General features: G+C 64.6%; 23 protein-coding genes. 18 read left to right on the top strand and 5 right to left on the bottom strand.

Annotation, left to right across the window (positions count from 1 at the left end):
- From I6F33_RS00180 to I6F33_RS00150, 7 genes are all read left to right on the top strand, one after another.
- Positions 1-732, top strand: a complete 732-nt coding sequence (locus I6F33_RS00180) for a response regulator (RefSeq protein WP_036001902.1) — start codon at positions 1-3, stop codon at positions 730-732.
- A 408-nt stretch (positions 733-1,140) separates the two neighbouring features.
- On the top strand, positions 1,141-1,752 hold the full coding sequence (locus I6F33_RS00175; RefSeq protein WP_036020284.1) for a sigma-70 family RNA polymerase sigma factor: 612 nt from the start codon (positions 1,141-1,143) through the stop codon (positions 1,750-1,752).
- A 484-nt stretch (positions 1,753-2,236) separates the two neighbouring features.
- Positions 2,237-2,935 (top strand): cytochrome c biogenesis CcdA family protein, encoded by a 699-nt coding sequence (locus tag I6F33_RS00170; protein ID WP_225140621.1) that lies wholly within the window; start codon positions 2,237-2,239, stop codon positions 2,933-2,935.
- Between the two features lie 32 nt (positions 2,936-2,967).
- The gene (locus I6F33_RS00165; RefSeq protein ID WP_225114906.1) at positions 2,968-3,531 is read left to right on the top strand and encodes a thioredoxin family protein; all 564 of its coding nucleotides are present in this window, start codon (positions 2,968-2,970) and stop codon (positions 3,529-3,531) included.
- Positions 3,532-3,630: 99 nt separating this feature from the next.
- A complete protein-coding gene (locus I6F33_RS00160) occupies positions 3,631-4,602 on the top strand; it encodes a hypothetical protein (protein WP_225141276.1) in 972 nt (323 codons plus the stop codon).
- Between the two features lie 357 nt (positions 4,603-4,959).
- Positions 4,960-5,553, top strand: coding sequence for a L,D-transpeptidase (locus tag I6F33_RS00155; protein ID WP_109142148.1), 594 nt, complete (start codon positions 4,960-4,962; stop codon positions 5,551-5,553).
- Between the two features lie 130 nt (positions 5,554-5,683).
- Positions 5,684-6,721 carry an amino acid ABC transporter substrate-binding protein gene (locus tag I6F33_RS00150; protein WP_036001959.1) on the top strand — a complete coding sequence of 346 codons (1,038 nt, stop codon included), beginning with the start codon at positions 5,684-5,686 and terminating at the stop codon, positions 6,719-6,721.
- Between the two features lie 169 nt (positions 6,722-6,890).
- Here I6F33_RS00150 and I6F33_RS00145 read toward each other — a convergent pair whose 3' ends face one another.
- Positions 6,891-8,030, bottom strand: a complete 1,140-nt coding sequence (locus I6F33_RS00145) for an acyl-CoA dehydrogenase family protein (RefSeq protein WP_225140620.1) — start codon at positions 8,028-8,030, stop codon at positions 6,891-6,893.
- A gap of 145 nt (positions 8,031-8,175) precedes the next feature.
- Positions 8,176-9,390 (bottom strand): acyl-CoA dehydrogenase family protein, encoded by a 1,215-nt coding sequence (locus tag I6F33_RS00140; RefSeq protein WP_225140619.1) that lies wholly within the window; start codon positions 9,388-9,390, stop codon positions 8,176-8,178.
- Between the two features lie 127 nt (positions 9,391-9,517).
- Here I6F33_RS00140 and I6F33_RS00135 point away from each other — a divergent pair, with 127 nt between their 5' ends.
- The gene (locus I6F33_RS00135) at positions 9,518-10,063 is read left to right on the top strand and encodes a carboxymuconolactone decarboxylase family protein (RefSeq protein WP_036001930.1); all 546 of its coding nucleotides are present in this window, start codon (positions 9,518-9,520) and stop codon (positions 10,061-10,063) included.
- 88 nt (positions 10,064-10,151) lie between these two features.
- On the top strand, positions 10,152-10,646 hold the full coding sequence (locus tag I6F33_RS00130; protein WP_225140618.1) for a VOC family protein: 495 nt from the start codon (positions 10,152-10,154) through the stop codon (positions 10,644-10,646).
- 51 nt (positions 10,647-10,697) lie between these two features.
- On the opposite strand, the gene I6F33_RS00125 is transcribed toward I6F33_RS00130, so the two are convergent.
- The gene (locus tag I6F33_RS00125; RefSeq protein ID WP_225140617.1) at positions 10,698-12,026 is read right to left on the bottom strand and encodes an MFS transporter; all 1,329 of its coding nucleotides are present in this window, start codon (positions 12,024-12,026) and stop codon (positions 10,698-10,700) included.
- Between the two features lie 182 nt (positions 12,027-12,208).
- On the opposite strand from I6F33_RS00125, the gene cyoA reads away from it, so the two are divergent.
- From cyoA to I6F33_RS00090, 7 genes are read left to right on the top strand one after another with little or no spacing between them, the layout of a single operon-like run.
- Positions 12,209-13,369, top strand: a complete 1,161-nt coding sequence (gene cyoA, locus I6F33_RS00120; RefSeq protein ID WP_225140616.1) for a ubiquinol oxidase subunit II — start codon at positions 12,209-12,211, stop codon at positions 13,367-13,369.
- 25 nt (positions 13,370-13,394) lie between these two features.
- On the top strand, positions 13,395-15,392 hold the full coding sequence (cyoB, locus tag I6F33_RS00115; protein ID WP_225140613.1) for a cytochrome o ubiquinol oxidase subunit I: 1,998 nt from the start codon (positions 13,395-13,397) through the stop codon (positions 15,390-15,392).
- Positions 15,393-16,022 carry a cytochrome o ubiquinol oxidase subunit III gene (gene cyoC / locus I6F33_RS00110; RefSeq protein ID WP_225140611.1) on the top strand — a complete coding sequence of 210 codons (630 nt, stop codon included), beginning with the start codon at positions 15,393-15,395 and terminating at the stop codon, positions 16,020-16,022. It begins immediately after the preceding gene.
- Entirely contained in the window at positions 16,019-16,399 is a 381-nt protein-coding gene (gene cyoD, locus I6F33_RS00105) for a cytochrome o ubiquinol oxidase subunit IV (RefSeq protein WP_036001948.1), read from the top strand. Before cyoC ends, cyoD begins: the two co-directional genes overlap by 4 nt.
- Positions 16,396-17,247 carry an SURF1 family protein gene (locus tag I6F33_RS00100; protein ID WP_225140609.1) on the top strand — a complete coding sequence of 284 codons (852 nt, stop codon included), beginning with the start codon at positions 16,396-16,398 and terminating at the stop codon, positions 17,245-17,247. The genes cyoD and I6F33_RS00100 overlap by 4 nt, the downstream gene beginning before the upstream one ends.
- Positions 17,219-18,622 carry an ATP-binding protein gene (locus I6F33_RS00095; protein ID WP_225140607.1) on the top strand — a complete coding sequence of 468 codons (1,404 nt, stop codon included), beginning with the start codon at positions 17,219-17,221 and terminating at the stop codon, positions 18,620-18,622. Before I6F33_RS00100 ends, I6F33_RS00095 begins: the two co-directional genes overlap by 29 nt.
- Positions 18,612-19,145, top strand: coding sequence for a response regulator transcription factor (locus tag I6F33_RS00090; protein WP_057028497.1), 534 nt, complete (start codon positions 18,612-18,614; stop codon positions 19,143-19,145). Before I6F33_RS00095 ends, I6F33_RS00090 begins: the two co-directional genes overlap by 11 nt.
- 185 nt (positions 19,146-19,330) lie before the next feature.
- Here I6F33_RS00090 and I6F33_RS00085 read toward each other — a convergent pair whose 3' ends face one another.
- A complete protein-coding gene (locus tag I6F33_RS00085; RefSeq protein ID WP_225141274.1) occupies positions 19,331-20,035 on the bottom strand; it encodes a glutathione S-transferase family protein in 705 nt (234 codons plus the stop codon).
- 108 nt (positions 20,036-20,143) lie between these two features.
- On the opposite strand from I6F33_RS00085, the gene I6F33_RS00080 reads away from it, so the two are divergent.
- Positions 20,144-20,521, top strand: a complete 378-nt coding sequence (locus I6F33_RS00080) for a helix-turn-helix domain-containing protein (RefSeq protein ID WP_057028499.1) — start codon at positions 20,144-20,146, stop codon at positions 20,519-20,521.
- A gap of 28 nt (positions 20,522-20,549) precedes the next feature.
- Entirely contained in the window at positions 20,550-21,938 is a 1,389-nt protein-coding gene (locus tag I6F33_RS00075; RefSeq protein WP_225141272.1) for an adenylate/guanylate cyclase domain-containing protein, read from the top strand.
- Positions 21,939-22,022: 84 nt separating this feature from the next.
- Here I6F33_RS00075 and I6F33_RS00070 read toward each other — a convergent pair whose 3' ends face one another.
- A complete protein-coding gene (locus I6F33_RS00070; protein ID WP_074447640.1) occupies positions 22,023-22,847 on the bottom strand; it encodes a CarD family transcriptional regulator in 825 nt (274 codons plus the stop codon).
- Between the last annotated feature and the right edge of the window lie 202 nt (positions 22,848-23,049).

Here is a 23,049-nt window from a genome sequence, read left to right as displayed (position 1 = left end):
ATGACCCAAAGCCAGCACATCATGATCGTCGACGATGAGGCTCCGGCCCGGGAGATGGTCGGCGATTACCTCAAGATGCACGGCTTCACCGTGACGCTGTGCGACGGCGGCAAGTCCTTGCGCGCCGCGATCCAGGGCAGCATGCCCGATCTCGTCGTGCTCGACCTCAACATGCCCGAGGAAGACGGGCTCTCGATCATCCGCGACCTCAAGAGCCGCATCAACGTGCCCGTCATCATGCTGACGGCGACCGCGAGCCCGATCGACCGCGTCGTCGGCCTCGAGCTCGGCGCGGACGATTACGTGGCGAAGCCCTGCGAGCTGCGCGAGCTGATGGCGCGCATCCGCTCGGTGCTGCGGCGGAGCGGACCGGCCAAGGCGGCAGAGGCGCCGGCGGCGAAGTCGGACAAGGAGCAGCTGGTGCGCTTCGGCACCAAATGGCTCGACCTCGAAGCGCAGGCCTTGCGCGACGACGAGGGCAACGAGCATCCGCTGACCGCATCCGAGTTCGGGCTGCTCAAGGTGTTCGCGGCCAATCCGAAGCGCGTGCTGTCGCGCGAGCGCCTGCTCGAGCTTGCCAACGCCCGCGACGCCGAAGCCTTCGACCGCGCGGTCGATCTGCGCATCATGCGCATCCGCCGCAAGATCGAGCCCGACCCGGCCAAGCCTGCCGTAATCCGCACCATCCGCGGCGGCGGCTATCTGTTCTCGCCGCAGGGCGAGAAGGCGTAGGGCGAGCGGCACAACCCGCTCTGCCGTAGCCCGGATGGAGCACAGCGCAATCCGGGGGTGCTGTAGCCGCGGATGGAGTTGCCCCGGATTTCGCTGCGCTTCATCCGGGCTACGAGATTATCGCCCCCGGGACGACAGCGGTAGGTGCGGCGCGACCAAACGCAATCCTCCTAAATTCGTTCCGCGGCGCGCCCGTCCGGCCCCGAATCCCCACCCCCGTATTTTCCGTACGTTGAAATCACAAGGTTTTTTGCCCCGAATGTTTCGTCGCACCCTGTCCGGCGAAACAATTTGACGGCGCACGAAACCATTTTCCGCTTTTCGTGCAGACGTCCCGAAACGTTGGCTCATTAACACTTTGACCCAAGGAAACGCCGCTCGGTTGCGGCGCTACGGGGAGCCAAGTCCATGCCGAACGTCATTGCCATCAACGCCCAAGCCAGCCAGAGCATCATTGCCGCTCAGGCGACCTCGGACGACATGCTCCTCGCAAGCATTGCCGACGGCAACCGGACGGCCATGCACATCCTTTACTGCCGGCACAATGTGCGGGTGTACCGATTCATCCTGCGCATCGTGCGCGACGCCACCACGGCGGAAGATCTGGTCAGCCAGGTGTTTCTGGACGTGTGGCGGACCGCCGGCCAATTCCAGGGCCGCTCGCAGGTGTCCACCTGGCTGCTCTCGATCGCCCGCTTCAAGGCGCTGACCGCGATGCGCCAGCGCCGCTTCGAGGACATCGATCAGGAGGACGTGCGTCAGATCCCTGATGGTTGCGACACGCCGGAGACCTCGCTCGACCGCAGCGACACCAGCGCCATCCTGCGCGCCTGCGTGCAGAAGCTGTCGCCGGCGCATCGGGAGATCATCAACCTCGTCTATTACCACGAGAAGTCGGTGGAGGAGGTCGGCCAGATCATCGGCATCCCCCAGAGCACGGTGAAGACGCGGATGTTCTATGCGCGCAAGCAACTCGCAGATTTGCTTAAGGGCGCCGGCGTCGACCGTTTCGCCGCTTAACAACAATTTTTTCAAGGGGATAGGACCTCCGTTTTGGCCCTCTCCCCGGACACGGAAGCGTTACCACCGACGAAACAATTGAAACAAACGACAACATCAGGCGGAAAAACTTCCCTTCTATAAAGCTCCCATACGGTTTCGTTAAACCTCCCAAGACCTCCAGCGACCCGGACGATGCCCCGTCCGGGTCGTTTTTATTTGGGCCTGAGTGGTTGCCGGCTCCGCGGTCGGTGCGCTCCCTCCCCCGGTTGCGGGGGAGGGCTGGGGAGAGGGTGTTTCCGCAACGGGGCACTCCCCCCAGAGGAAAGAACCCTCACCCGCCGCACTCTGCGAGTGCGCCGGCCTCTCCGGCAAGGGGGAGAGGCGGGAGCCCGCGGCCACCGTGCTCTGCAAAGCAACAGCCCCCGTCACGAAGCCGTGACGCTGCGTAACGACCGTCCCACCGCACGCGAACAGCCCTCGTGACCTCCCTCACGAGTGCCTCATGCTCGACCTGCTCTTTGCTCTCCTCGCCGGCATCCTCACCATCGCGGCGCCCTGTACGCTGCCAATGTTGCCGATCCTGCTCGGCGCCTCGATCGGGCGCGCGGGGCATCTGCGACCCGCGATGATCGCGCTCGGCTTCGTCTTTTCCTTCTCGATGGTCGCGCTGGCGCTCGGCGCGATCACGCGGGCCTTCGATTTCGATCCGAACGTGCTGCGCGAGGCGGCAGCGGTCCTGCTGCTCGGCTTCGGCCTGTTGATGCTGTGGCCGGCGCCGTTCGAATGGCTGTCGCTCCGGATCAACGGCTGGCTCGATCTCGGCAACATCGGCGCCACGCAGCGCGAGGGCGCGCTCGGTGGGCTGATCCTCGGCACCACCTTGGGACTGGTCTGGACGCCCTGCGCAGGGCCCGTGCTCGGCTCGATCCTGACGCTGGTGGCGACGTCGAAGAACGTTGCCTGGGCCGGCACGCTGCTGGTCGCCTATGCCATTGGCGCTGCGATCCCGATGCTGGGAATAGCCTACGGCGGACAGGCCGCGACCACGCGCGTACGCAGCCTGGCCCGGATCTCACCGCGGCTGCAGCAGGGCTTTGGCGTCGTCGTGATCGGCTTCGCGGTCGCCGCCTATTTTCAATACGACACGCTGATTGTGGCGTGGCTCACCGGCTTCTACCCCACCGGCCAGATCGGCCTGTGATCCCACCTCATCTTCACCGGAGGACGCTTTCCATGACTCTCAAGCTGCTCGCAATGTCTGCTGCACTGATCGGCATCACAGTGATCGGCGCCGTCATCCCCGGCATCTGCGACGAGGCCGCACGCGCCGCGCCTGTCGTCACCGCCGCCGCGAACCAGCAGGCCGCGCCCGACTTCACCGGCATCACCAACTGGTTCAACTCGAAGCCGCTTCATATCGCCGATCTCCGCGGCAAGGTCGTGCTGGTCAATTTCTGGACCTATGGCTGCGTCAACTGCGTCAACACGTTGCCGCATGTCACCGGCCTCTACGCCAAGTACCGGGATCGAGGCCTCGTCGTGGTCGGCGTGCACACGCCGGAATTCCCGTTCGAGCGCTCCGCCGCCAACGTGCAGGCCGCGCTGAAGCGCCATGGCATCACCTATCCGGTGGCGCAGGACAATGAGTCCAACACCTGGAACGCCTATCGCAATCAATATTGGCCGGCGCAATACATCGTCGACCAGAGCGGCAAGATCGTGTTCCAGCACGCCGGCGAAGGCAGCTACGACGAGATCGATCGCACGGTGGCCAAGCTGCTGAACGCGAGCAGCTGACGCCGCGCAGCCATCGCGCGGCGGCAGTTGTCGCCCTTGTTGCTTGACTCCACGGAGCCGTCCGTGGAGTTTCGCAACCGACGCAATCAGCCGCCCGCAATGGACGCGACCACCAGCACCGACATCCGCCTTCGTGAAGGTTCCTCGATCGCGCAGCGGCTGGTCGTGGCCGGCTGTGCGGCTGCCGTCGCACTCTGCTTCACGCCGGGACTGTTCACGAAGGACGTCCTGGAAATCGCGATATCGTCCGTGGCGCTGCTGGTGGGGGCCGGGTTCGTCGTCGGCATCATGATGGCGCCGGCGGTGGTGTGGATCATCACGCCGGACGAGATCCTGATCGGCCGGCAGCGGCCGTTCGGAAAGCTCCGGACGCGCCTCGTCGGCAAGGACGAGATCGCCGCGCTACAGGTCCCCGGCAGCAAGCGGGTGAAGGCCCGCTTCCAGCTCGTCTTCACCCTAGCCTCGGGCGAGCGGCTGACCTCGCCGCCGATTTCCGATGTCACCCATGTCCGCGACACCGTGGAGTGGATCGCGGCGCATTTCGACGTTCCCAATGTCGAGGCGCCGAGGAACCCGCTCGATGCCAGCAATCCCGAGATGCATCTCGGCGAGCCTCTCGAGGCGTTTCCTGCACGGGAGATCCGCATCGTCGCACTGATCGCGGTGGCTTTGTCCGCGGCCCCCTATGCTTACAAGCTGTGGCGCGGCCTCTCGCCGAGCCATGTTGATATCCTGCTGCTGCCGCTGGGCGCGATCGCCGCATTCGCCGTCTATCGCTATGCCAACCTTGCGACTGGCGCGTTCTGGATCATCGGGCCGAACGATATTCGCGTCGAGCGCCTGTGGGGCGACGGCAGCCTGCGCGCCGACCGCATCGCCGGACCCGACGTGAAAACGATCACGGTCGAGCGCCGCGGCCGCTCCGAGGACGAGCATTGCATCGTGGTGATCCGGCTGCATTCGGGGCGGCGGTTTCGCAGCCCCCGCATCGGCTCGCGCGTCGAAGCCCGCGCCGTCGCGGCGGAGATCGTGCGGCGGCTCAGGATCCCGGCGGAGAGCGACAAGATTTAGCTGGCGCAAATTGTCGACCTCGATCTCACCACGCGTTCGATCTAAGCCTCTCCCGCTTGCGGGAGAGGTCGCCGCGTAGCGGCGGGTGAGGGTTCTATCCTCTGGGGGAGTGTCCCATTGCGGAAGCACCCTCTCCCCAACCCTCCCCCGCAAGCGGGGGAGGGAGCGGACCACCACTGCGGTACCACCTATGCTTTTCGCGCCATCCCCTGTTCGTGGCATTGCGCCGAGCCCGTCAAAAAACCAAAGCATTCTCGTGACATGCCAGGAGGGCGCGCCATCAACTTGCCATGAACTTGCCCCTCAGGTTTGATGGTTCCGAATGATTTGCGCTGTGTGGCAGCGGGGAGAGCTTGAATGACGGATTTTCGTCGCCTGACCGGGATTTTCGTGGCTGCGATGGGACTGGTGCTGTCCACACCGCACGCCTTCGCCCAGCAGCCGGACCGCGGCGACGAGCCGGGCCTGATCGCCGATGACGGATACCAGCTCGAGCCGGAATGGCAGAAGCAGGTGGTCTACTTCCGCACCACCGAACCGCCGGGCACCATCATCGTCTCGACGGCCGAACGTCACCTCTATTTGGTGCAGCCCGGCGGGCGCGCCATCCGCTATGGCATCGGCGTCGGCCGCGACGGTTTCCAGTGGCAGGGGCTGGTGACCATCACCAACAAGAAGGAGTGGCCGGACTGGACGCCGCCGCCGGAGATGATCCAGCGCCAGCCCTATCTGCCGCGCTTCATGGCCGGCGGACCCGGCAATCCGCTGGGCGCCCGCGCCATGTATCTCGGCACCACCGTCTACCGCATCCACGGCACCAACCGACCCGACACGATCGGCACCAAGGTGTCCTCGGGCTGCTTCCGCCTGGTCAACGCCGACGTCGCCGACCTCTACGATCGCGTCCCTGTCGGCACCAAGGTGGTCATCCGGCAGAAGCCCGAGCTCTAAGGTTCATGATCCCGGCATGATTGCTTCGGACGGCCGCAGCGTGCCTTGCGCCAACGCGGTCGTCCGGATCCGGATCATGCACTCCGTCCTCGCCTGATTCCTTTTCCCGATTTTTCGAGAGAGCAACATGATGCGCACTTTTCGTGGCGGCCTGCTGATCGGGGTCGCCATCGCCGTGCTGGTCGCCATCGGCGCGATCATTTACGAGTTTTACGACACCCGCACCCTGAGGCGCACGGTTCGCCGCGGCGAGGTGCTGTGCGGCGTCAACAAGGGCCTGCCGGGCTTCTCGATCCCCGACGACAAGGGCAACTGGACCGGCTTCGACGTCGATTTCTGCCGCGCGGTGGCCGCTGCGATCTTCAACGACCCCGGCAAGGCGAAGTTCGTTCCGCTCGACGCCAACGAGCGTTTCAAGGAGCTGCAGAGCCGCAAGGTGGACATCCTCTCGCGCAACACGACCTGGAGCATGGCGCGCGAGCTCGACTACGATTTGTATTTCCCGGCCGTGGCCTATTACGACGGCGTCGGCTTCATGGTGCCGCGCACGCGCAACAAGGAGACCTCGCTCGACCTGGCAGACAGCAAGGTCTGCGTGCAGAACGGAACCACGACGACACTCAACGTCGCCGATTACTTCCGCATCAACAACATGAAGTATGAAGAGGTGAAGTTCGATAACCTCAACGACGTGGTGAAGGCGTACGACACCGGCAAGTGCGACACGTTCTCCGCCGACGTTTCTCAGCTCTATGCTCTCAGGCTGAACCTGACGAAGCCCGGCGACCACATGATCCTGCCGGACATGATCTCCAAGGAGCCGCTCGCCCCCGTGGTGCGCCAGCGCGACGACGACTGGATGATGATCGTGAAGTGGACGCTTTACGCGATGATCAACGCCGAGGAGCTCGGCGTGACCTCGGAGAACATCGACGAGGCCTTGAAGTCGAAGAAGCCGGAGGTGATGCGCCTCGTCGGCACCGAAGGCCGCTACGGCGAGCAGCTCGGCCTCACCAAGGACTGGGCCGCGCGCATCATCCGCCACGTCGGCAATTACGGCGAGATGTACGATCGCAACATCGGCGAGAAGTCGAAGCTGAAGATCCCGCGCGGCATGAACCAGCTGTGGAACGCAGGCGGCGTGCAGTACGCACCGCCGATGCGGTAAGGGGTGTCTCCGGCGAACGTCGTAGGGTGGGTTAGCCTTGCAATTGCGCTAAGCGCAATTGCTCGGCGTAACCCACCATGCTTCCGCGTTTGCCGGACGAAGATGGTGGGTTACGCACTGCAGATGCGCTTCGCGCTTCTGCAGTGCTAACCCACCCTACGAGAGCATCTCAATACCCCCGCGCGCGCGCCAGCTGCTCGGTGTGGTAGTTCGCATCGCCGAACAGCTCCTCGCAGACGCGGGCGCGCTTCATGAAGAAGCCGATGTCGAACTGGTCGGTCATGCCCATGCCGCCGTGCATCTGCACGCCTTCCTGCACCGCCCGCGTGGCGGTGGTGCCGGCGCGCGCCTTGGCGACGGCGACGGCGGGTGCGGCCTTGGCAAGGTCGGCATCGAGCGCCTGCAGCGCCTTCATGGTGGCGGCACGGGTGATCTCGATGTCGATGTAGAGCTCGGCGGCGCGATGCTGCAGCGCCTGGAATTCGCCGATGAGCTTGCCGAATTGCTTGCGGCTCTTCAGATACTCGACGGTGCGGCCAAACACCTCGTCGCTGAGGCCGACCATTTCGGCGGCGACCGCGCCGCGGCCGATATCGAGCACGCCATCGAGCAGGCCGGCCGCCTGGTCGACCTCGCCGAGCACGCTGTCGGCGGTGACCTCGACATTGGCGAACTCGATCCGCGCCGCATTGTGCGCATCGACCATGATGGTCCGCTCGATCGCAATGCCCTTGGCCTTGGGGTTGACCAGGAACAGCGTCAGGCCCTCGCGTTCGCCGGCAGAGCCCGCGGTGCGCGCGGCGACGATGAGGAGATCGGCGACATGACCGTCGACCACCAACGCCTTGGCGCCCGATAGCTTGAAGCCGTTGCCGGCGCGCGCGGCCTTGAGGCTGGTCTGCAGCGGGCGATGCTTGGCGCCCTCGTCGATCGCGAGCGTCGCGAGCAGCGAGCCGTTTGCGATCTTCGACAGATATTCCGATTTCTGCGCGGCATTGCCGGCACGGGTCAGCACTGATGCCGCCACCACTGACGTCGCAAGGAAAGGCGATGGCATCAAGGTGCGGCCGATCTCCTCCATGATGATTCCGGCCTCGACAAAGCCGAGACCGCTGCCGCCGAACTCTTCCGGCACGAGCAAGCCGGCAAAACCCAGCTCGGCGAAGGCATGCCAGAGCTCCCTGGAGAAGCCGGTGGGGTCCTTGCTGTCGCGCAAGTGACGCAGGTGCGACACCGGCGCCTTGTCGCTGATCAGCCCGCGCGCGGAGTCGCGGAGCATGGATTGTTCTTCGGTGAGGACGAGGGCCATGTGCGTGTTTCCGATTCGAAATCTATCTGGTTCGTCATTCCGGGATGCGCCGCAGGCGCAGGCCCGGAATCCATCGGGCGGCAGAGGGGGAGGATGAATGGATTCCGGGCTCGCGACTTCGTCGCGCCCCGGAATGACGGAAACCTCACGCCCCCGGCAGGTCCAGGATGCGCTTGGCGACGATGCCGAGCATGACCTCGGACGTGCCGCCTTCGATCGAGTTGGCCTTGGTGCGCAGCCAGGCGCGCGGGCGGGCGCCCTGCCTGGAGCGCTCGCTCTCCCATTCCAGCGCATCGACGCCGCCCGCCGACATCAGGATCTCGTGGCGGCGCTTGTTGAGCTCGGTGCCGTAATATTTCATCGCCGAGGAGAACGCCGGATGCGCCTGGCCGGCCTTGGCGAGATCGACCGCGCGCTCGGCGCAGGCCGCCAGCGCGGCTTCATCGACGTCGAAGCTGGCGATCTTCCCGCGCAGCATGGCGTCGTCGAGCCTGCCCTGCCCATCGGTGCCGACTGAATCGGCCGCGATCTGGCCGAGCGGCCGGCCGACGCCGCGCTCGCCCATCCCCGAGATCATCGCGCGCTCGTGCTGGAGCAGATATTTCGCGACGTCCCAGCCGCGGTTGATGGTGCCGACGACATGCGACTTCGGCACGCGGACATTGTCGAAGAAGGTCTCGCAGAACGGCGAGTAGCCCGAGATCAGCAGGATCGGCTTGGTCGAGACGCCCTTCGAGGCCATGTCGAACAGGATGAAGCTGATGCCGTCATGCTTCTTCGCGGCCGGGTCGGTGCGGACCAGGCAGAAGATCCAGTCGGCGTAATTGGCGTAGGACGTCCATATCTTCTGGCCATTGATGATGAAGTCGTCGCCATCGCTCTCGGCGCGGGTCTGGAGCGAAGCGAGGTCGGAACCGGCGTTCGGCTCCGAATAGCCCTGGCACCAACGGATCTCGCCCGCGGCGATCTTCGGCAGATGCTCCTTCTTCTGAGCCTCGTTGCCGTACTTCAAGAGCGCCGGCCCGAGCATCCAGATGCCGAAGCTCGACAGCGGCGGCCGGGCGCCGATCCGCGCCATCTCGGCGCGCAGCACCTTGTGCTCGGCCGCGCTCAAGCCGCCACCGCCATATTCCCGCGGCCAATCCGGCACGGTCCAGCCCTTGTCGCGCATGCGCTCGAACCAGATGCGCTGCGGCTCGGACGAGAATTTCGCGTTGCGTCCGCCCCAGAACACGTCGGCATCGGACGTTGCGGGCTTGCGCATCTCCGGCGGGCAATTGGCTTCTAGCCAGGCGCGGGTCTCGTTGCGGAATGTTTCGAGATCGGCGGATTCGGAATCGCTGGTTTTGAGATCGGTCATTGGTCGTTTCCATCACCCAACATTCGAATTGTTGCCAGCGAGTCTGGGCCAAGCCCCCGCGGAATTCAACCACTTATCGGTTATAGTCATTGCTGCGGCGAGCTTTGAAAACAAAGAGGAAACGACAATGCGCCTAAAACTTCTTTCGCCTGGCGAAATGAACGAGAGCCAGCGGCAGACCTATGACGAGTCGATCGCCGGCAAGCGCGGCAAGCCGCCGCCTCCGATGATGGCTTGGCTCAATAGTCCCGAGATGGCCCGGCACGCCACGCGGCTCGGCGAGGTCATGCGCTTCGACACGATCTTCCCGGCCAAGCTGTCGGAGATCGCGATCCTGGTGACGGCGCGGCACTGGACCGCGCATTACGAATGGTACGCGCACAAGCGCCTCGCGCTCGCCGGCGGCATGAAGGGCGAGATCATCGATGCGATCCGCGACCGCCGCACCCCCGATTTCGACGATCCCATGGGGAAGATGATCTACGATCTCGCGAAGTCGCTGCACGAGGGCCACGGCGTCGAGAAAGGTCTCTACGACGAAGCGGTCAAGCTGCTCGGCGAGCGCGGCGTCGTCGAGGTCATCGGGCTGTGCGGCTACTACACGCTGGTGTCGATGACGCTGAACACGTTCGAGTTCGGCCTGCCCGAGGGCGAGGTGTCGGAGCTGGCTTAGTTTCCCATTCAGAAACGATGGGTTTCGAGTTTGGCCGTAGCACTGGCTCCAGCGGGGCTTACGTGCATGTTTTCGAGGGAGCATTCACATGTCGCAAAGCCCCACCATTCCTGCCGGCACCAGGATCGGCCACGTCCACCTCAAGGTCGCCGATCTCGATCGTGCGCTCGGCTTCTATTGCGGCGTGCTCGGCTTCGAGCTGATGCAGCGGATGGGCTCGGGGGCGGCCTTCATCGCGGCCGGCGGCTATCACCACCACATCGGGCTCAACACTTGGGAGAGCAAGGGCGGCTCACCGCCGCCGCCTGATGCGACCGGGCTCTATCACACCGCGATCCTGTTTCCGACGCGCCCTGCGCTGGCGGATGCGCTGCATCGGGTGCTCACGGCCGGGATTGCGCTCGATGGCGCCAGCGACCATGGCGTCAGCGAGGCGCTTTACCTGCGTGATCCCGACCAGAACGGCGTGGAGCTGTATTGGGACAAGCCGCGGGAGCAATGGCCGTTCGGGCCTGACGGGAAGCTCGCGATGTTCACCAAGCGGCTGGATGTCGAAGCGCTGTTGCGGCAGCGGCAGGGGTGAGATGGGCCCGGCGCCACCAGCGCCGTTGCCCACCCTGCATGCGCTGCGTGATCAGCGCCCTGCGTCCATGTCCCCCGCCTCGCGCTGGCCGCTGAGCCAGAGCGCGAGCAGGGTCCAGAACGCGCCGGACAGCAGATACGCACCCGAGGCGATGACGCCAAGATTGGTGGCGAGCAGCAGTGCGACCAGCGGGGCGAAGCCGGCGCCGAACAGCCAGGCCATGTCGGAGGTCAGCGCCGACGCCGTATAGCGATAGGCCTGCCGGAAGTTCGAGGCGATAGCACCGGAGGATTGGCCGAAGGACAGGCCGAGCAGGATGAAGCCGATCACCATGTAGATGGTCTCGCCGAACGCGCCGGCGTCGAGCAGCTGCGGCGCGAAGCCGCTATAGACTGCGATCGCGATCGCCGATCCCATCAGCAGCGACTTGCGCCCGACGCGGTCGGCAATGATGCCGGAGGCCACGATCGCGGCGACGCCGAACACGGCGGCGACGATCTCGATGATCAAAAAGCGCACCGGGCTTTCGTGGGTGAACAGGAACACCCAGGACAGCGGGAACACCGTGACCATGTGAAACAGCGCGAAGCTCGCCAGCGGCGCGAAGGCCCCTAGCATGATGTTCTGGCCTTCGCGCGCGACCGTCTCTGAGATCCGCGCCGGCTGGAGTTCGCGGGTCTCGAATAGCGTAGCGTATTCTTCCGTCGTCACCATGCGCAGACGCGCGAACAGCGCGACGACATTGATGGCGAAGGCGACGAAGAACGGATAGCGCCAGCCCCAGTCGAAGAAGTCATCGGCCGAGAGGAGGCCGGCGAAATAGGCGAACAGCGCGCTCGCCACGATCAGCCCGAGCGGGGCGCCGAGCTGCGGCACCATCGCGTACCAGCCGCGCTGCGAGGCCGGCGCATTCAGCGCCAGCAGCGAAGCCATGCCGTCCCAGGCGCCGCCCCAGGCCAGACCCTGCGCGATGCGCGCCAGCGCCAGCAGCCAGATCGCGGCGACGCCGATCTCCTGATATCCGGGCAGGAACGCGAGCGCGACGGTGGCGGTGCCGAGCAGGAATAGCGCCGAGATCAGCTTGGCCGTCTTGCCGTATTCCCGGTCGATCGTCATGAAAATGACGGTGCCGATCGGACGGGCCATGAAGGCCAGCGCGAAGACCATGAAGGAATAGAGGGTCCCGGTCAGCTCGCTCGCGAACGGAAACACCAGGCGCGGAAACACGATCACCGAGGCGATCGCGAAGACGAAGAAGTCGAAGAATTCCGAGGTACGGCCGATGATGACGCCGATGGCGATCTCGCCGGGACTGGCCTGGTCGTGGCCGTGCTCGCCCGTGTGGAGGTTTGCCATTGCGGGGGTCTGTGCCGTCGCCATTCGTGCGCCCTTAACGTCCTGAAAACCAAAGCTGACCGCCCGGCGGGGCGCCAGGCAATCTGACCCTGTCTGGCGCAAGCTCCCGCACTGCAACATTGGACAAATTGTCCAATGTCCGGATTGTTGCGCCGCAGCTACCGCTTGGCCCCGCAAAGGAAACTCATTCTCATAAGGCTCGGCCCGTGTCTCGTCTCAAGATCCTGGCGCTACTACCTCTGGCTGCTGCGCTCAGCGGCTGCGACTATGTCGTGCTGGCGCCAGCCGGCGATATCGCAGCGCAACAGCGCGACCTCGTCATCATCTCCACCATCCTGATGCTGCTGATCGTCGTGCCCGTGATGGCGCTGACGGTGCTGTTCGCCTGGCGCTACCGCCAGTCCAACACCGAGGCCCGCTACGAGCCGGACTGGGATCACTCGACCAAGCTCGAGCTGGTGATCTGGTCGGCGCCGCTTCTCATCATCATTTGCCTGGGCGCGCTGACCTGGATGGGCACGCATCTGCTCGATCCCTATCGCACCCTCGGCCGCATTCATGCCGAGCGCGCGGTGGACAAGTCCAAGGCCCCGCTCGAGGTCGACGTCGTCGCGCTCGACTGGAAGTGGCTCTTCATCTACCCGGACTACGGCATCGCCACCGTCAACGAGCTCGCAGCTCCGGTCGATCGCCCGATCACCTTCCGCATCACTGCGTCCTCGGTGATGAACTCGTTCTACATCCCCGCGCTCGCCGGCCAGATCTATGCGATGCCGGGCATGGAGACCAAGCTCCACGCCGTCGTCAACCACGCCGGCACCTACAAGGGTTTTTCGGCGAACTATAGCGGCGCCGGCTTCTCCGGCATGCACTTCAACTTCAAGGGGCTCGACGACAAGGGTTTTGACGCCTGGATCGCCAGCGCCAAGTCGGCCGGCGGCTCGCTCGGCCGCGCCGAATATCTCCAGCTGGAGAAGCCCAGCCACAACGAGCCGGTGCGGCGCTGGGGCACCGTCGATGCCGATCTCTACCGCCTGATCCTCAACATGTGCGTCGAGACCGGCAAGATGTGTCAAAGCGAGATGATGGCGATCGACGCCAAGGGCGGCAACGGCCATCAGGGCCTGAACAACACCCTGCCGCTCGCCTACGACAAGTATGCCCGCCGCGGCACGGTGCTCGGACCCGAGCCGACCTTCGTCGCCGGCACCTGCACGCCGGATGCGCCGCAGGGGCAGACCACCGCCTCGATCAAGGCTCCGACCGATTTCGCGCCGCTCCTGGGTGCCGGCCTGAAGCGGCCGTCGTTCACGCCGCTGAAGTCCTCGTCCTTCTTCCTCGGACAGCGTCCCAAGTCCGATTCCTGAAGTCAGATTCCTAAAGAGAACGCGCATGTCTCCTGACCTTCTCAAGCTCATCTTCGGCCGGCTCGGCCTCGAATCGCTGCCGCTGCACGAGCCGATCGTCGTCGGCACGTTCGTGGTGGTCGCGCTCGGCGGCGCCGCGCTGCTCGGCGCCCTCACCTATTTCCGCCTCTGGGGCTATCTCTGGCGCGAATGGTTCACCACGGTGGACCACAAGCGCATCGGCATCATGTACATGATCCTCGGCATCGTGATGCTGCTGCGCGGCTTTGCCGACGCGCTGATGATGCGCGGCCAGCAGATGCTCGCGTTCAACGGCTCCGAAGGCTATCTCAACGCCCATCACTACGACCAGATCTTCACCGCCCACGGCGTGATCATGATCTTCTTCGTGGCGATGCCGCTGGTCACCGGCCTGATGAACTATGTCGTGCCGCTGCAGATCGGCGCGCGCGACGTCTCGTTCCCGTTCCTGAACAATTTCAGCTTCTGGATGACGGTCGGCGGCGCGGTGCTGGTGATGGCCTCGCTGTTCATCGGCGAATTCGCCCGCACCGGCTGGCTGGCTTATCCGCCGCTGTCGAACATCGGCTACAGTCCCGACGTCGGCGTCGACTATTACATCTGGGCGCTGCAGGTCGCCGGCGTCGGCACGACGCTATCCGGCATCAACCTGATCTGCACCATCGTCAAGCTGCGCTGCCCCGGCATGACCATGATGAAGATGCCGGTGTTCACCTGGACCTCGCTCTGCACCAACGTGCTGATCGTCGCCTCCTTCCCGGTCCTGACCGTGGTGCTCGCGCTGCTGTCGCTCGACCGCTACGTCGGCACCAACTTCTTCACCAACGATTTCGGCGGCAGCCCGATGATGTACGTGAACCTGATCTGGATCTGGGGCCACCCCGAAGTCTACATCCTGGTTCTCCCGGCCTTCGGCATCTTCTCCGAGGTCACCTCGACCTTCTCGGGCAAGCGGCTGTTCGGCTACACCTCGATGGTCTACGCCACGGTGGTCATCACCATCCTGTCCTACCTCGTGTGGCTGCACCACTTCTTCACGATGGGCTCGGGTGCCAGCGTCAACTCGTTCTTCGGCATCACCACGATGATCATCTCGATCCCGACGGGCGCGAAGATGTTCAACTGGCTGTTCACGATGTATCGCGGCCGCATCCGCTACGAGCTGCCGATGATGTGGACCATCGCCTTCATGCTGACCTTCGTGATCGGCGGCATGACCGGCGTGCTGCTCGCGGTGCCGCCGGCCGACTTCGTACTGCACAACAGCCTGTTCCTGATCGCGCACTTCCACAACGTGATCATCGGCGGCGTGGTGTTCGGCGCGTTCGCCGGCATCAACTACTGGTTTCCGAAGGCGTTCGGCTTCAAGCTCGATCCGTTCTGGGGCAAGATGTCGTTCTGGTTCTGGGTCACGGGCTTCTACCTGGCCTTCATGCCGCTCTACGTGCTCGGCCTGATGGGCGTGACCCGCCGCCTGCGCGTGTTCGACGATCCGTCCCTGCAGATCTGGTTCATCATCGCCGCGATCGGTGCCGTGTTCGTCTTCCTCGGCATCCTCGCGATGCTGATGCAGTTCGCGGTCAGCCTGCTCAAGCGCGAGCAGCTCAAGGACGTCACCGGCGATCCCTGGGACGCGCGCACGCTGGAATGGGCGACGTCCTCGCCGCCGCCGGACTACAACTTCGCCTTCACCCCGGTCGTTCACGACAATGACGCGTGGTGGGACATGAAGCGGCGCGGCTATCAGCGTCCGCTCACCGGGTTCAAGCCGATCCACATGCCCAGCAGCACCGGCACCGGCATCATCCTCGCCGGCTTCGCCACCGCGATGGGCTTTGCTCTCGTCTGGTACATGTGGTGGCTCGCCGCCCTGAGCTTCATCGCGATGCTCGCCGTCGGGATCGGCCACACCTTCAACTATCACCGCGACTTCGACATTCCGGCTGACGACGTCATCCGGACCGAGGACGCGCGCACCAAGCTGCTCGCCGGAGCCAAGTAAATGACTGCCGCTGTTCATCCCTCGCAGACCGGCGAACCGGTCTTCTACCTCGCCGACGAGCATTCGCATCCGGAAGGCTGGAGCACCTCGCTCGGCTTCTGGATCTATCTGATGAGCGACTGTCTCATCTTTGCGATCCTGTTCGCCACCTACGGCGTGCTCGGCGGCAACTATGCCGCCGGCCCCGCGCCGAAGGACCTGTTCGACCTCACCCTGGTCGCGGTGAACACCTCGATGCTGCTGCTGTCGTCGATCACCTACGGCTTTGCGATGCTGACGATGCAGCAGAACAAGGTCGCGCAGACGCAAATCTGGCTCGCGATCACCGGCCTGTTCGGCCTCGCCTTCATCGGCATCGAGCTCTTCGAGTTCGCCCACATGATCCACGAGGGCGCCACGCCGCAGCGCAGCGCCTTCCTCTCCGCCTTCTTCACCCTGGTCGGCACCCACGGCCTGCACGTCACCTGCGGCCTGATCTGGCTGGTGACGCTGATGGTGCAGGTCGGAAAGTTCGGCCTGATCGAGGCCAACCGCCGCCGCCTGATGTGTCTGTCGATGTTCTGGCACTTCCTCGACCTGGTCTGGATCGGCGTCTTCACCTTCGTCTATCTCCTGGGAGTTCTGCGATGAGCACCGATACCCACGCAGCCGGCGCGCACGACCATCACCACGAGGGCGGCCACGCCCACAGCACGTTCTCGGGCTACATGCTCGGCTTCGTGCTCTCGGTCGTGCTCACCGCGATCCCGTTCTGGCTGGTGATGAGCGGCGCGCTGCCGAGCAAGCAGATCACCGCGCTGGTGATCATGGCCTTCGCAATCGTGCAGATCGTCGTGCACATGGTCTACTTCCTGCACATGAACACGACCTCCGAGAACGGCTGGACCATGATGGCGCTGATCTTCACCATCGTGATGGTGGTGATCGCACTGTCGGGTTCGCTGTGGGTGATGAGCCACCTCAACAGCAACATGATGCCGATGCACCAGATGAGCGGCATGAAGTGAGCGAAACCGGGACCGTGACGGGTGAGGACGGAGATGCGCGCAGCAAGGCTGCGCGGTCGCCGTCCTTGTGGCTCACGATCCTGTCGCTCATTACTTTCGTGCTTCTGATCGCGCTCGGCGTCTGGCAGATCGAGCGCCGCGCCTGGAAGCTGGCGCTGATCGACCGGGTCGAGCAGCGCGTCCACGCGCCGGCTCAGCCGATTCCCTCGCCCGCGGCGTGGTCCACCGTCAGCGCCGCAAATGACGAATACAGGCACGTCAGCCTCAGCGGGCGCTTCCTGCATGAGAGCGAGACGCTGGTTCAGGCCGTCACCGAGGAAGGCCCCGGCTATTGGGTGCTGACGCCGCTTGCGCGCGACGACGGCATGCTGGTCCTGATCAATCGCGGCTTCGTGCCGTCCGAGCGCCGCGACGCATCGACGCGCCGGGACGGCAATCCGCAAGGTCGAGTCGAGATCACCGGCCTCCTGCGCATCACCGAGCCGAAGGGCGGCTTCTTGCGGACCAACGTGCCCCAGCACAACCGCTGGTACTCGCGGGACGTCGCCGCCATTGCGGCGGCGCGCGGTCTTCGCGAGGTCGCGCCCTTCTTCGTGGACGCCGACGCCGGATCACAAATCGCCGGCGGCCCAATCGGCGGATTGACCGTGATCCGCTTTCCCAATAACCACCTGATCTACGCGCTGACGTGGTTTGCCCTGGTTTTCATGCTGGCCGGCAGACTTTTCGTCATATTCGGCGGCGGGCTGTTCCGTCGCAAGCGCTTCGTCCACGACAAGGCCGGCGGCTCGGATGCCGACGCCCGCAGGACGGGATCAGATGCTGGAACGATCGTCGAGCCGACCTGACGACGGGAAAACGCTTTCCCAGACGCTTGGGCGTGACGGGCAAGCCGTCATGCTGCAATCGCAGGCCGACGCGCGCAGCGAGCTGATCGGCACCATGCCGACCGAGGACGAGACCAACCGCAAGAACATGGCGCTGCTGATCCAGCTGCGCTGGACCGCGGTGGTCGGCCAGATCGTGACCATCGGTGCCGTGCATTTCGGCCTCGGCATCCCCCTGCCGCTGGAGCGGATGGGCGCGGTGATCGGCGCGCTGGTGCTGCTCAACGTCTCCAGCCTGGTCTGGGTGCGCCATCGCGCTGCGATCACCAACAACGAGCTGTTGGTCGCCTTGATACTGGACGTCGCCGCGCTGACCGCGCAGCTCTATCTCTCCGGCGGCGCCACCAATCCCTTCACCTCGCTGTTCCTGCTCCAGGTGACGCTCGGTGCGGTGCTGCTCGATGCCCGATCGACCTGGTCGCTGGTGGCGCTGACCTGCGCCAGCTTCGTCTGGCTGACATTGGCCTACCGGCCGCTCGATCTGCCGCCCAATCCGTTGAGCGAGACCTATACGCTCACCGTAACAGGCATGCTCCTGGGCTTCGTGCTCAACGCCGTGCTGCTCGTCGTGTTCGTCACCCGCATCAACAGGAATTTGCGCGAGCGCGACGCGCATCTGGCGGCGCTGCGCCAGCATGCCGCCGAACAGGACCATATCGTGCGCATGGGCCTGCTCGCCTCCGGTGCGGCGCATGAGCTCGGCACGCCGCTCGCCTCGCTCTCGGTAATCCTCAGCGACTGGCGCCGCATGCCCGATCTTGCCGCCGATCAGGAGCTTGCCGAGGACCTCGCGGAGATGGAAACCTCGTTGCAGCGCTGCAAGTCGATCGTGACAGGCATCCTGGTGTCGGCGGGCGAAGCGCGCGGTGAAGGCTCCTCACCGACGACGGTGACGGCCTTCGTCACCGCGCTGGTCGACGAATGGCGCAATGCGCGCTCCGCCCGCACGCTCTACTTCGTCAACACCTTCGGCGAGGACGTCGCAATCGTCTCCGACGTCGCGCTGAAGCAGGTGATCTTCAACGTGCTCGACAACGCCTATGAGGTCTCGCGCGAGTGGGTCGAGCTCGTCGCCGAGCGCGAAGGCGACAATCTCGTGCTGTCGATCTCCGACCGCGGCCCGGGCTTTGCGCCGGAGATGCTGGCGCAGCTGGGGAAGCCCTACCAGTCGAGCAAGGGTCGTGCCGGCGGCGGGCTCGGCCTGTTCCTGGTGGTGAACGTCGTGCGCAAATTGGGGGGCACCGTGAGCGCCAAGAACCACAGGAAGCGCGGCGCCACGGTGCGCCTCACGCTGCCGCTCGCAACATTGGCGATCGGAGGGAATTTTGACGCCTGACCGTTCGCTGATCGTCGTCGAGGACGATGCGGGTTTTGCCCGCACGCTGAAGCGCTCGTTCGAGCGCCGCGGCTACGAGGTGGTACTCGCCGCCTCGATCGAGGAGGTGCGCCAGGTGCTGGAGGAACGCTCTTTCGGTCATGCCGTGGTCGACCTCAAGCTCGGCGGCGCCTCGGGCCTTGCCTGCGTCGAGCTCCTGCACACGCATGACCCGGACATGCTGATCGTGGTGCTGACCGGCTTTGCCAGCATCTCCACCGCGGTCGAGGCGATCAAGTTGGGGGCCTGCCACTATCTGGCAAAGCCGTCGAACACCGACGACATCGAGGCCGCCTTCCACAAGGCCGAAGGCAACGCCGAGGTCGCGCTCGATTCGCGGCCGACCTCGATCAAGACGTTGGAATGGGAACGCATCCACCAGACCTTGATCGAGACCGACTTCAACATCTCGGAAGCGGCCCGCCGGCTGGGCATGCACCGGCGGACGCTGGCGAGGAAGCTCGAGAAGCGGCCGGTGAAGTAGGAGCGCTATCGCCATTTGAGAGCATTCCCTGCGGCCCATCCTTCGAGACGCCCGCTTTAAGCGGGCTCCTCAGGATGAGTGCGGAGTGCGCGGCAGCAGTTTTCAACGAGCACTGATGCTGATGAGCCTCATCCTGAGGAGGCGCGTCAACGCCGTCTCGAAGGACGAGGCGTGCGCACCGGCCGCTATTTGCCGAACTGCGCGATCAATTCGGCCAGCGCGACGTGGCCTGTGCACGATCCCGTTCCCGGATCAGACCCGCCGTCCTCCAGAGCGGTGGCGTAGAGGACCGCGGGATCGGACTCGAGGCGTGCGCGCAGTGCCGCCAGCTTCGGCCAGCGGCTCCTCTCCGCGACCGCGTGGAAGTCGAGCCAGCGTGCGACGCCGACGAGCACGGCGTCGGCGAGGGTCGGCCGCTCCCCGAGCAGGAATTGTTGCGCTTCGATCATCGCTTCGAGCTTGTCATGACGCTCGATGACCCTTGCTGTACCAAAGGCGCGCAGGACCGACTTCGCGGCAGGCTCCATGGCTTCGGCTTCCAATGCGGCCCACAGCGGCGCGAAGGCGGCGGTGAAACCGGTATTCACGAACGCCATGAGCTGATGCATGCGATCGGATTGCCGTGACAGCGGATCGAAGCTGATGCGCCGTTCGACATCCCTGGCCTCTAGCCAGGCCGCGATCGCCATCGTTTCCGTCAGCACCTCGCCCTGCTCGGTGATGAAGACCGGCGTCTCGTGTCGCGGATTGATACGGGCGTATGACGGGTTTCGCATCTCGCCCAACATATCGACCCGACACAGCCGATATGGCTTGCCCAGCCATTCGAGAGCCGCAACGAGCCCCATGGAGCTTCCCTTCGGGAAGCCGTAGAGTAGAATTGGGTCCATGATCCATTCTCCGTGATTTCTGATGATCACGCTGCGCAGCGGTGATGCGACCCTAGCCGCTCGCCGCATCAAGTAAATTACGAACTTTTTTGTAACCTGGAGGCACCGATGAAGGATCTCGTGTCGAGATGTCCCATCGAGGAAGTGATGCAGATTCTGAGCGGTCGCTGGCCGACTCTGCTGATCTATTATTTGAAGCAAGGCACCAAGCGCTTCAGCGATCTGCGCCGCGATAATCCGACCATCTCACACAGGATGCTCGCGCTCGAGCTTCGCAAGCTGGAGGACGCCGGCATCGTCAGCCGCACCGAATTCGGCGGATATCCGCTGCGCGTGGAGTACGATCTGACCTCCGCCGGTCACGCGCTCGTGCCCTTGATCGATGCCTTGGGGGACTGGTGGACGTCGGTTGCGGCGGCGGCTGACGGAGAAGGCCGCCGGAACGAAATCAGCGTCTCGGCAAGGGCGCAGCGAACCAGCGGCTGAAGGCCCAAGCGAGGAGACTGCCGTGACAATGCTCGTCGAGCGCTTCAACCTGCCGGCTGCGCATTCGCCCGCGCCGAGCGAGCGCGATGCCGAAACAGTTCAGTTCGCACAGGCCGCGCTGACGTCCGCCAAGCGGGAGGGCCTGCAACTCGCGGTGCGGGCGCGCTATGTCGCCCTCGTCGTCATTGGCTGCCTGATCATGGTGATCAACCCGGCCTGGGAGCAGCTCTACTACGTGGCGCTGCTCGGCTTGTTCGCACTGATCGGCTGGGCCCAGGTCCGGGTTGGGCGGGTCGGCCTGTCACGGCCGGAATTGGCACTCCTGTTCTGCGACCTGGCGCTGCTGACCTGCCTCATCGTGGTTCCCAATCCGTTCGGAGCCTCGCACTGGCCGGTCGCGATGCATTACCATTCCGGCAACTTCATCTATTTCTTCGTCCTGCTTGCAGGCGCCACACTGGCCTATACTTGGCGGACCGTGATTGCGGTCGGCGTGTGGACGGCTGCGCTCTGGTTGATCGGCATCGCTTGGGTCTGGTGGCAACCCGATCGCGATCCTGCGCTGACGGCCCGCATCGCGGCCGCGACAGGCAACGATGAGCGCTTGTTTGCGATGATCTCGCCGAGCGAGATCGTGTTCCACGTTCGCGTCCAGGAGATCGTCGTCTTCATGATCGTGGCCGTGACCTTGGCGCTCGCGGTCCGCCGCAGCAACGTCCTCTTGATCCGGCATGCCGCGGTGGAGCGCGAGCGCGGCAACCTCGCGCGCTACTTCTCGCCCAATGTCGTGGCGGAATTGTCGAAACAGGACGAGCCGTTGAAGCAGGTGCGCACGCAACACGTCGCGGTGCTGTTCGTCGACATCGTCGGCTTCACGGCCTTTGCCGATGGACGATCGCCGCAGGAGGTTGTGCGGACGTTGCGGGAATTCCACGGACTGATGGAGCAGGAGGTTTTCCGCCATAGCGGCACGCTCGACAAATATCTCGGGGACGGGTTGATGGCAACGTTCGGAACGCCCTTTGCCGGCGAGCACGACGCCAGCAACGCGTTGCGATGTGCCCAGGCGATGATCGCGGCGGCGGAGAGTTGGAACGATCAGCGGGCAGCGTCAGGCGAGCCAAAGCTGCATGTGAGCTTTGGCTTGCATTATGGGCCGGTGGTGCTCGGCGACCTCGGGCAGACCTGTCTGGAATTTGCCGTGATCGGCGCGACCGTCAACGTGGCAAGCCGTCTCGAGGCCTTGACCCGCACCTTGGGCTGCGCGCTAGTGGCAAGTGACGATCTCGTCAGCCAGGCGAAGGCCGAGCTGGGCGGTGCAGCCACAACGTTTCAGACATTGGAAGCGCGAGAGGCGCGGGCGGTCCGCGGCATTCAGCAGCCGATCGCGATCTGGACCCAGCCGCGCGGCGCGTAGAGCCGAGCTCCCGCGGCCTCAGGAAGCCAAACAAAAAGCCCGGCCAAACGGCCGGGCTTTTGATTGCTTGCGTTCGGTGCCGACTTACGCGGCCTCGTCGGCGACGGTGCTGTCGTCGCCATCGGTATCGTCGGTATCACCCTCGGCATCCGTGTCAGCTTCGCCCTCGGCAGCTTCCGCCTTGGCATTGCGGCGCGGGCTCTTGGCGAGCTGCGCCTCGATCTCCTTGACCGCTTCGGTCTCGGTCGAGTGCTGCACCACCGCGATCTCGCGGGACAGGCGGTCGAGCGCCGCTTCATAGAGCTGGCGTTCCGAGTAGGACTGCTCGGGCTGCGATTCCGAGCGATAGAGGTCGCGCACGACTTCCGCGATCGCGACGATATCGCCCGAATTGATCTTCGCTTCGTATTCCTGGGCGCGGCGCGACCACATGGTGCGCTTGACGCGGGCGCGGCCCTTGAGCGTCTCCAGCGCCTTCTTGACCAGGGCCGGATCGGACAGCTTGCGCATACCGACATTGGCGACCTTGGCGGTCGGCACGCGCAGCGTCATCTTGTCCTTGATGAAGTTGATGACGAACAGCTCGAGCTTCGCACCGGCGATCTCCTGCTCCTCGATGGCCAGGATCTGGCCGACGCCGTGAGCGGGATAGACCACGAACTCGTTGGCCTTGAAGCCCTGACGCTGGGTCACGACCTTCTTTTCCTCGACCTTCGGCGCAGCCGCGGGCTTGGCAGCCGGCTTGGCGGCGACGGGAGCCTTGGCGGGCGCAACGGCAACAGGGGCCTTCGTCGCGGCGGGCTTGGCAGCGGGGGCCTTGGCAGTCACAGGCTTGACATTCAAAGGCTTGGCGGCAGCAGGCTTGGCAGCGGTCGCTTTCGCGGCCGGTTTGGCAGTCTTGTTAGGCATTGCGCTTCTTTTGTTCTTCGAGGACTTTGCAGCCGGCGCCTTCGTCGCGGTCCGACCCTTGGATGCGCTACGGCTGGCCGCGGCGACTTTTTTGGCCTCCTTATGGGAAGCCCTCGCTGAAGTACTCTTTTTACGCGTTTTCTGTGACACAGCCTGCGCGCGGAAACTGCCACGCCCCTGTTCGACATTTGGTTTCACGGGA

Source organism: Bradyrhizobium sp. BRP20, assembly GCF_020194215.1.
GTDB classification, from domain to species: Bacteria; Pseudomonadota; Alphaproteobacteria; order Rhizobiales; family Xanthobacteraceae; genus Bradyrhizobium; species Bradyrhizobium yuanmingense.
This window is presented reverse-complemented; position numbering and strand designations above follow the sequence as displayed.

Excerpts from the sequence above, each read along its gene's own strand:
- I6F33_RS00070 (WP_074447640.1), bottom strand. The coding sequence starts at position 22,847 with ATGCCTAACAAGACTGCCAAACCGGCCGCGAAAGCGACCGCTGCCAAG.
- I6F33_RS00140 (WP_225140619.1), bottom strand. The coding sequence starts at position 9,390 with ATGACCGATCTCAAAACCAGCGATTCCGAATCCGCCGATCTCGAAACA.
- I6F33_RS00095 (WP_225140607.1), top strand. The coding sequence starts at position 17,219 with ATGCTGGAACGATCGTCGAGCCGACCTGACGACGGGAAAACGCTTTCC.
- I6F33_RS00175 (WP_036020284.1), top strand. The coding sequence starts at position 1,141 with ATGCCGAACGTCATTGCCATCAACGCCCAAGCCAGCCAGAGCATCATT.
- I6F33_RS00135 (WP_036001930.1), top strand. The coding sequence starts at position 9,518 with ATGCGCCTAAAACTTCTTTCGCCTGGCGAAATGAACGAGAGCCAGCGG.
- I6F33_RS00180 (WP_036001902.1), top strand. The coding sequence starts at position 1 with ATGACCCAAAGCCAGCACATCATGATCGTCGACGATGAGGCTCCGGCC.
- I6F33_RS00170 (WP_225140621.1), top strand. The coding sequence starts at position 2,237 with ATGCTCGACCTGCTCTTTGCTCTCCTCGCCGGCATCCTCACCATCGCG.
- I6F33_RS00085 (WP_225141274.1), bottom strand. The coding sequence starts at position 20,035 with ATGGACCCAATTCTACTCTACGGCTTCCCGAAGGGAAGCTCCATGGGG.
- cyoD (WP_036001948.1), top strand. The coding sequence starts at position 16,019 with ATGAGCACCGATACCCACGCAGCCGGCGCGCACGACCATCACCACGAG.
- I6F33_RS00075 (WP_225141272.1), top strand. The coding sequence starts at position 20,550 with ATGCTCGTCGAGCGCTTCAACCTGCCGGCTGCGCATTCGCCCGCGCCG.
- I6F33_RS00155 (WP_109142148.1), top strand. The coding sequence starts at position 4,960 with ATGACGGATTTTCGTCGCCTGACCGGGATTTTCGTGGCTGCGATGGGA.
- I6F33_RS00165 (WP_225114906.1), top strand. The coding sequence starts at position 2,968 with ATGACTCTCAAGCTGCTCGCAATGTCTGCTGCACTGATCGGCATCACA.
- I6F33_RS00125 (WP_225140617.1), bottom strand. The coding sequence starts at position 12,026 with ATGGCGACGGCACAGACCCCCGCAATGGCAAACCTCCACACGGGCGAG.
- I6F33_RS00145 (WP_225140620.1), bottom strand. The coding sequence starts at position 8,030 with ATGGCCCTCGTCCTCACCGAAGAACAATCCATGCTCCGCGACTCCGCG.
- cyoC (WP_225140611.1), top strand. The coding sequence starts at position 15,393 with ATGACTGCCGCTGTTCATCCCTCGCAGACCGGCGAACCGGTCTTCTAC.
- cyoB (WP_225140613.1), top strand. The coding sequence starts at position 13,395 with ATGTCTCCTGACCTTCTCAAGCTCATCTTCGGCCGGCTCGGCCTCGAA.
- I6F33_RS00080 (WP_057028499.1), top strand. The coding sequence starts at position 20,144 with ATGAAGGATCTCGTGTCGAGATGTCCCATCGAGGAAGTGATGCAGATT.
- I6F33_RS00160 (WP_225141276.1), top strand. The coding sequence starts at position 3,631 with ATGGACGCGACCACCAGCACCGACATCCGCCTTCGTGAAGGTTCCTCG.
- I6F33_RS00150 (WP_036001959.1), top strand. The coding sequence starts at position 5,684 with ATGCGCACTTTTCGTGGCGGCCTGCTGATCGGGGTCGCCATCGCCGTG.
- I6F33_RS00130 (WP_225140618.1), top strand. The coding sequence starts at position 10,152 with ATGTCGCAAAGCCCCACCATTCCTGCCGGCACCAGGATCGGCCACGTC.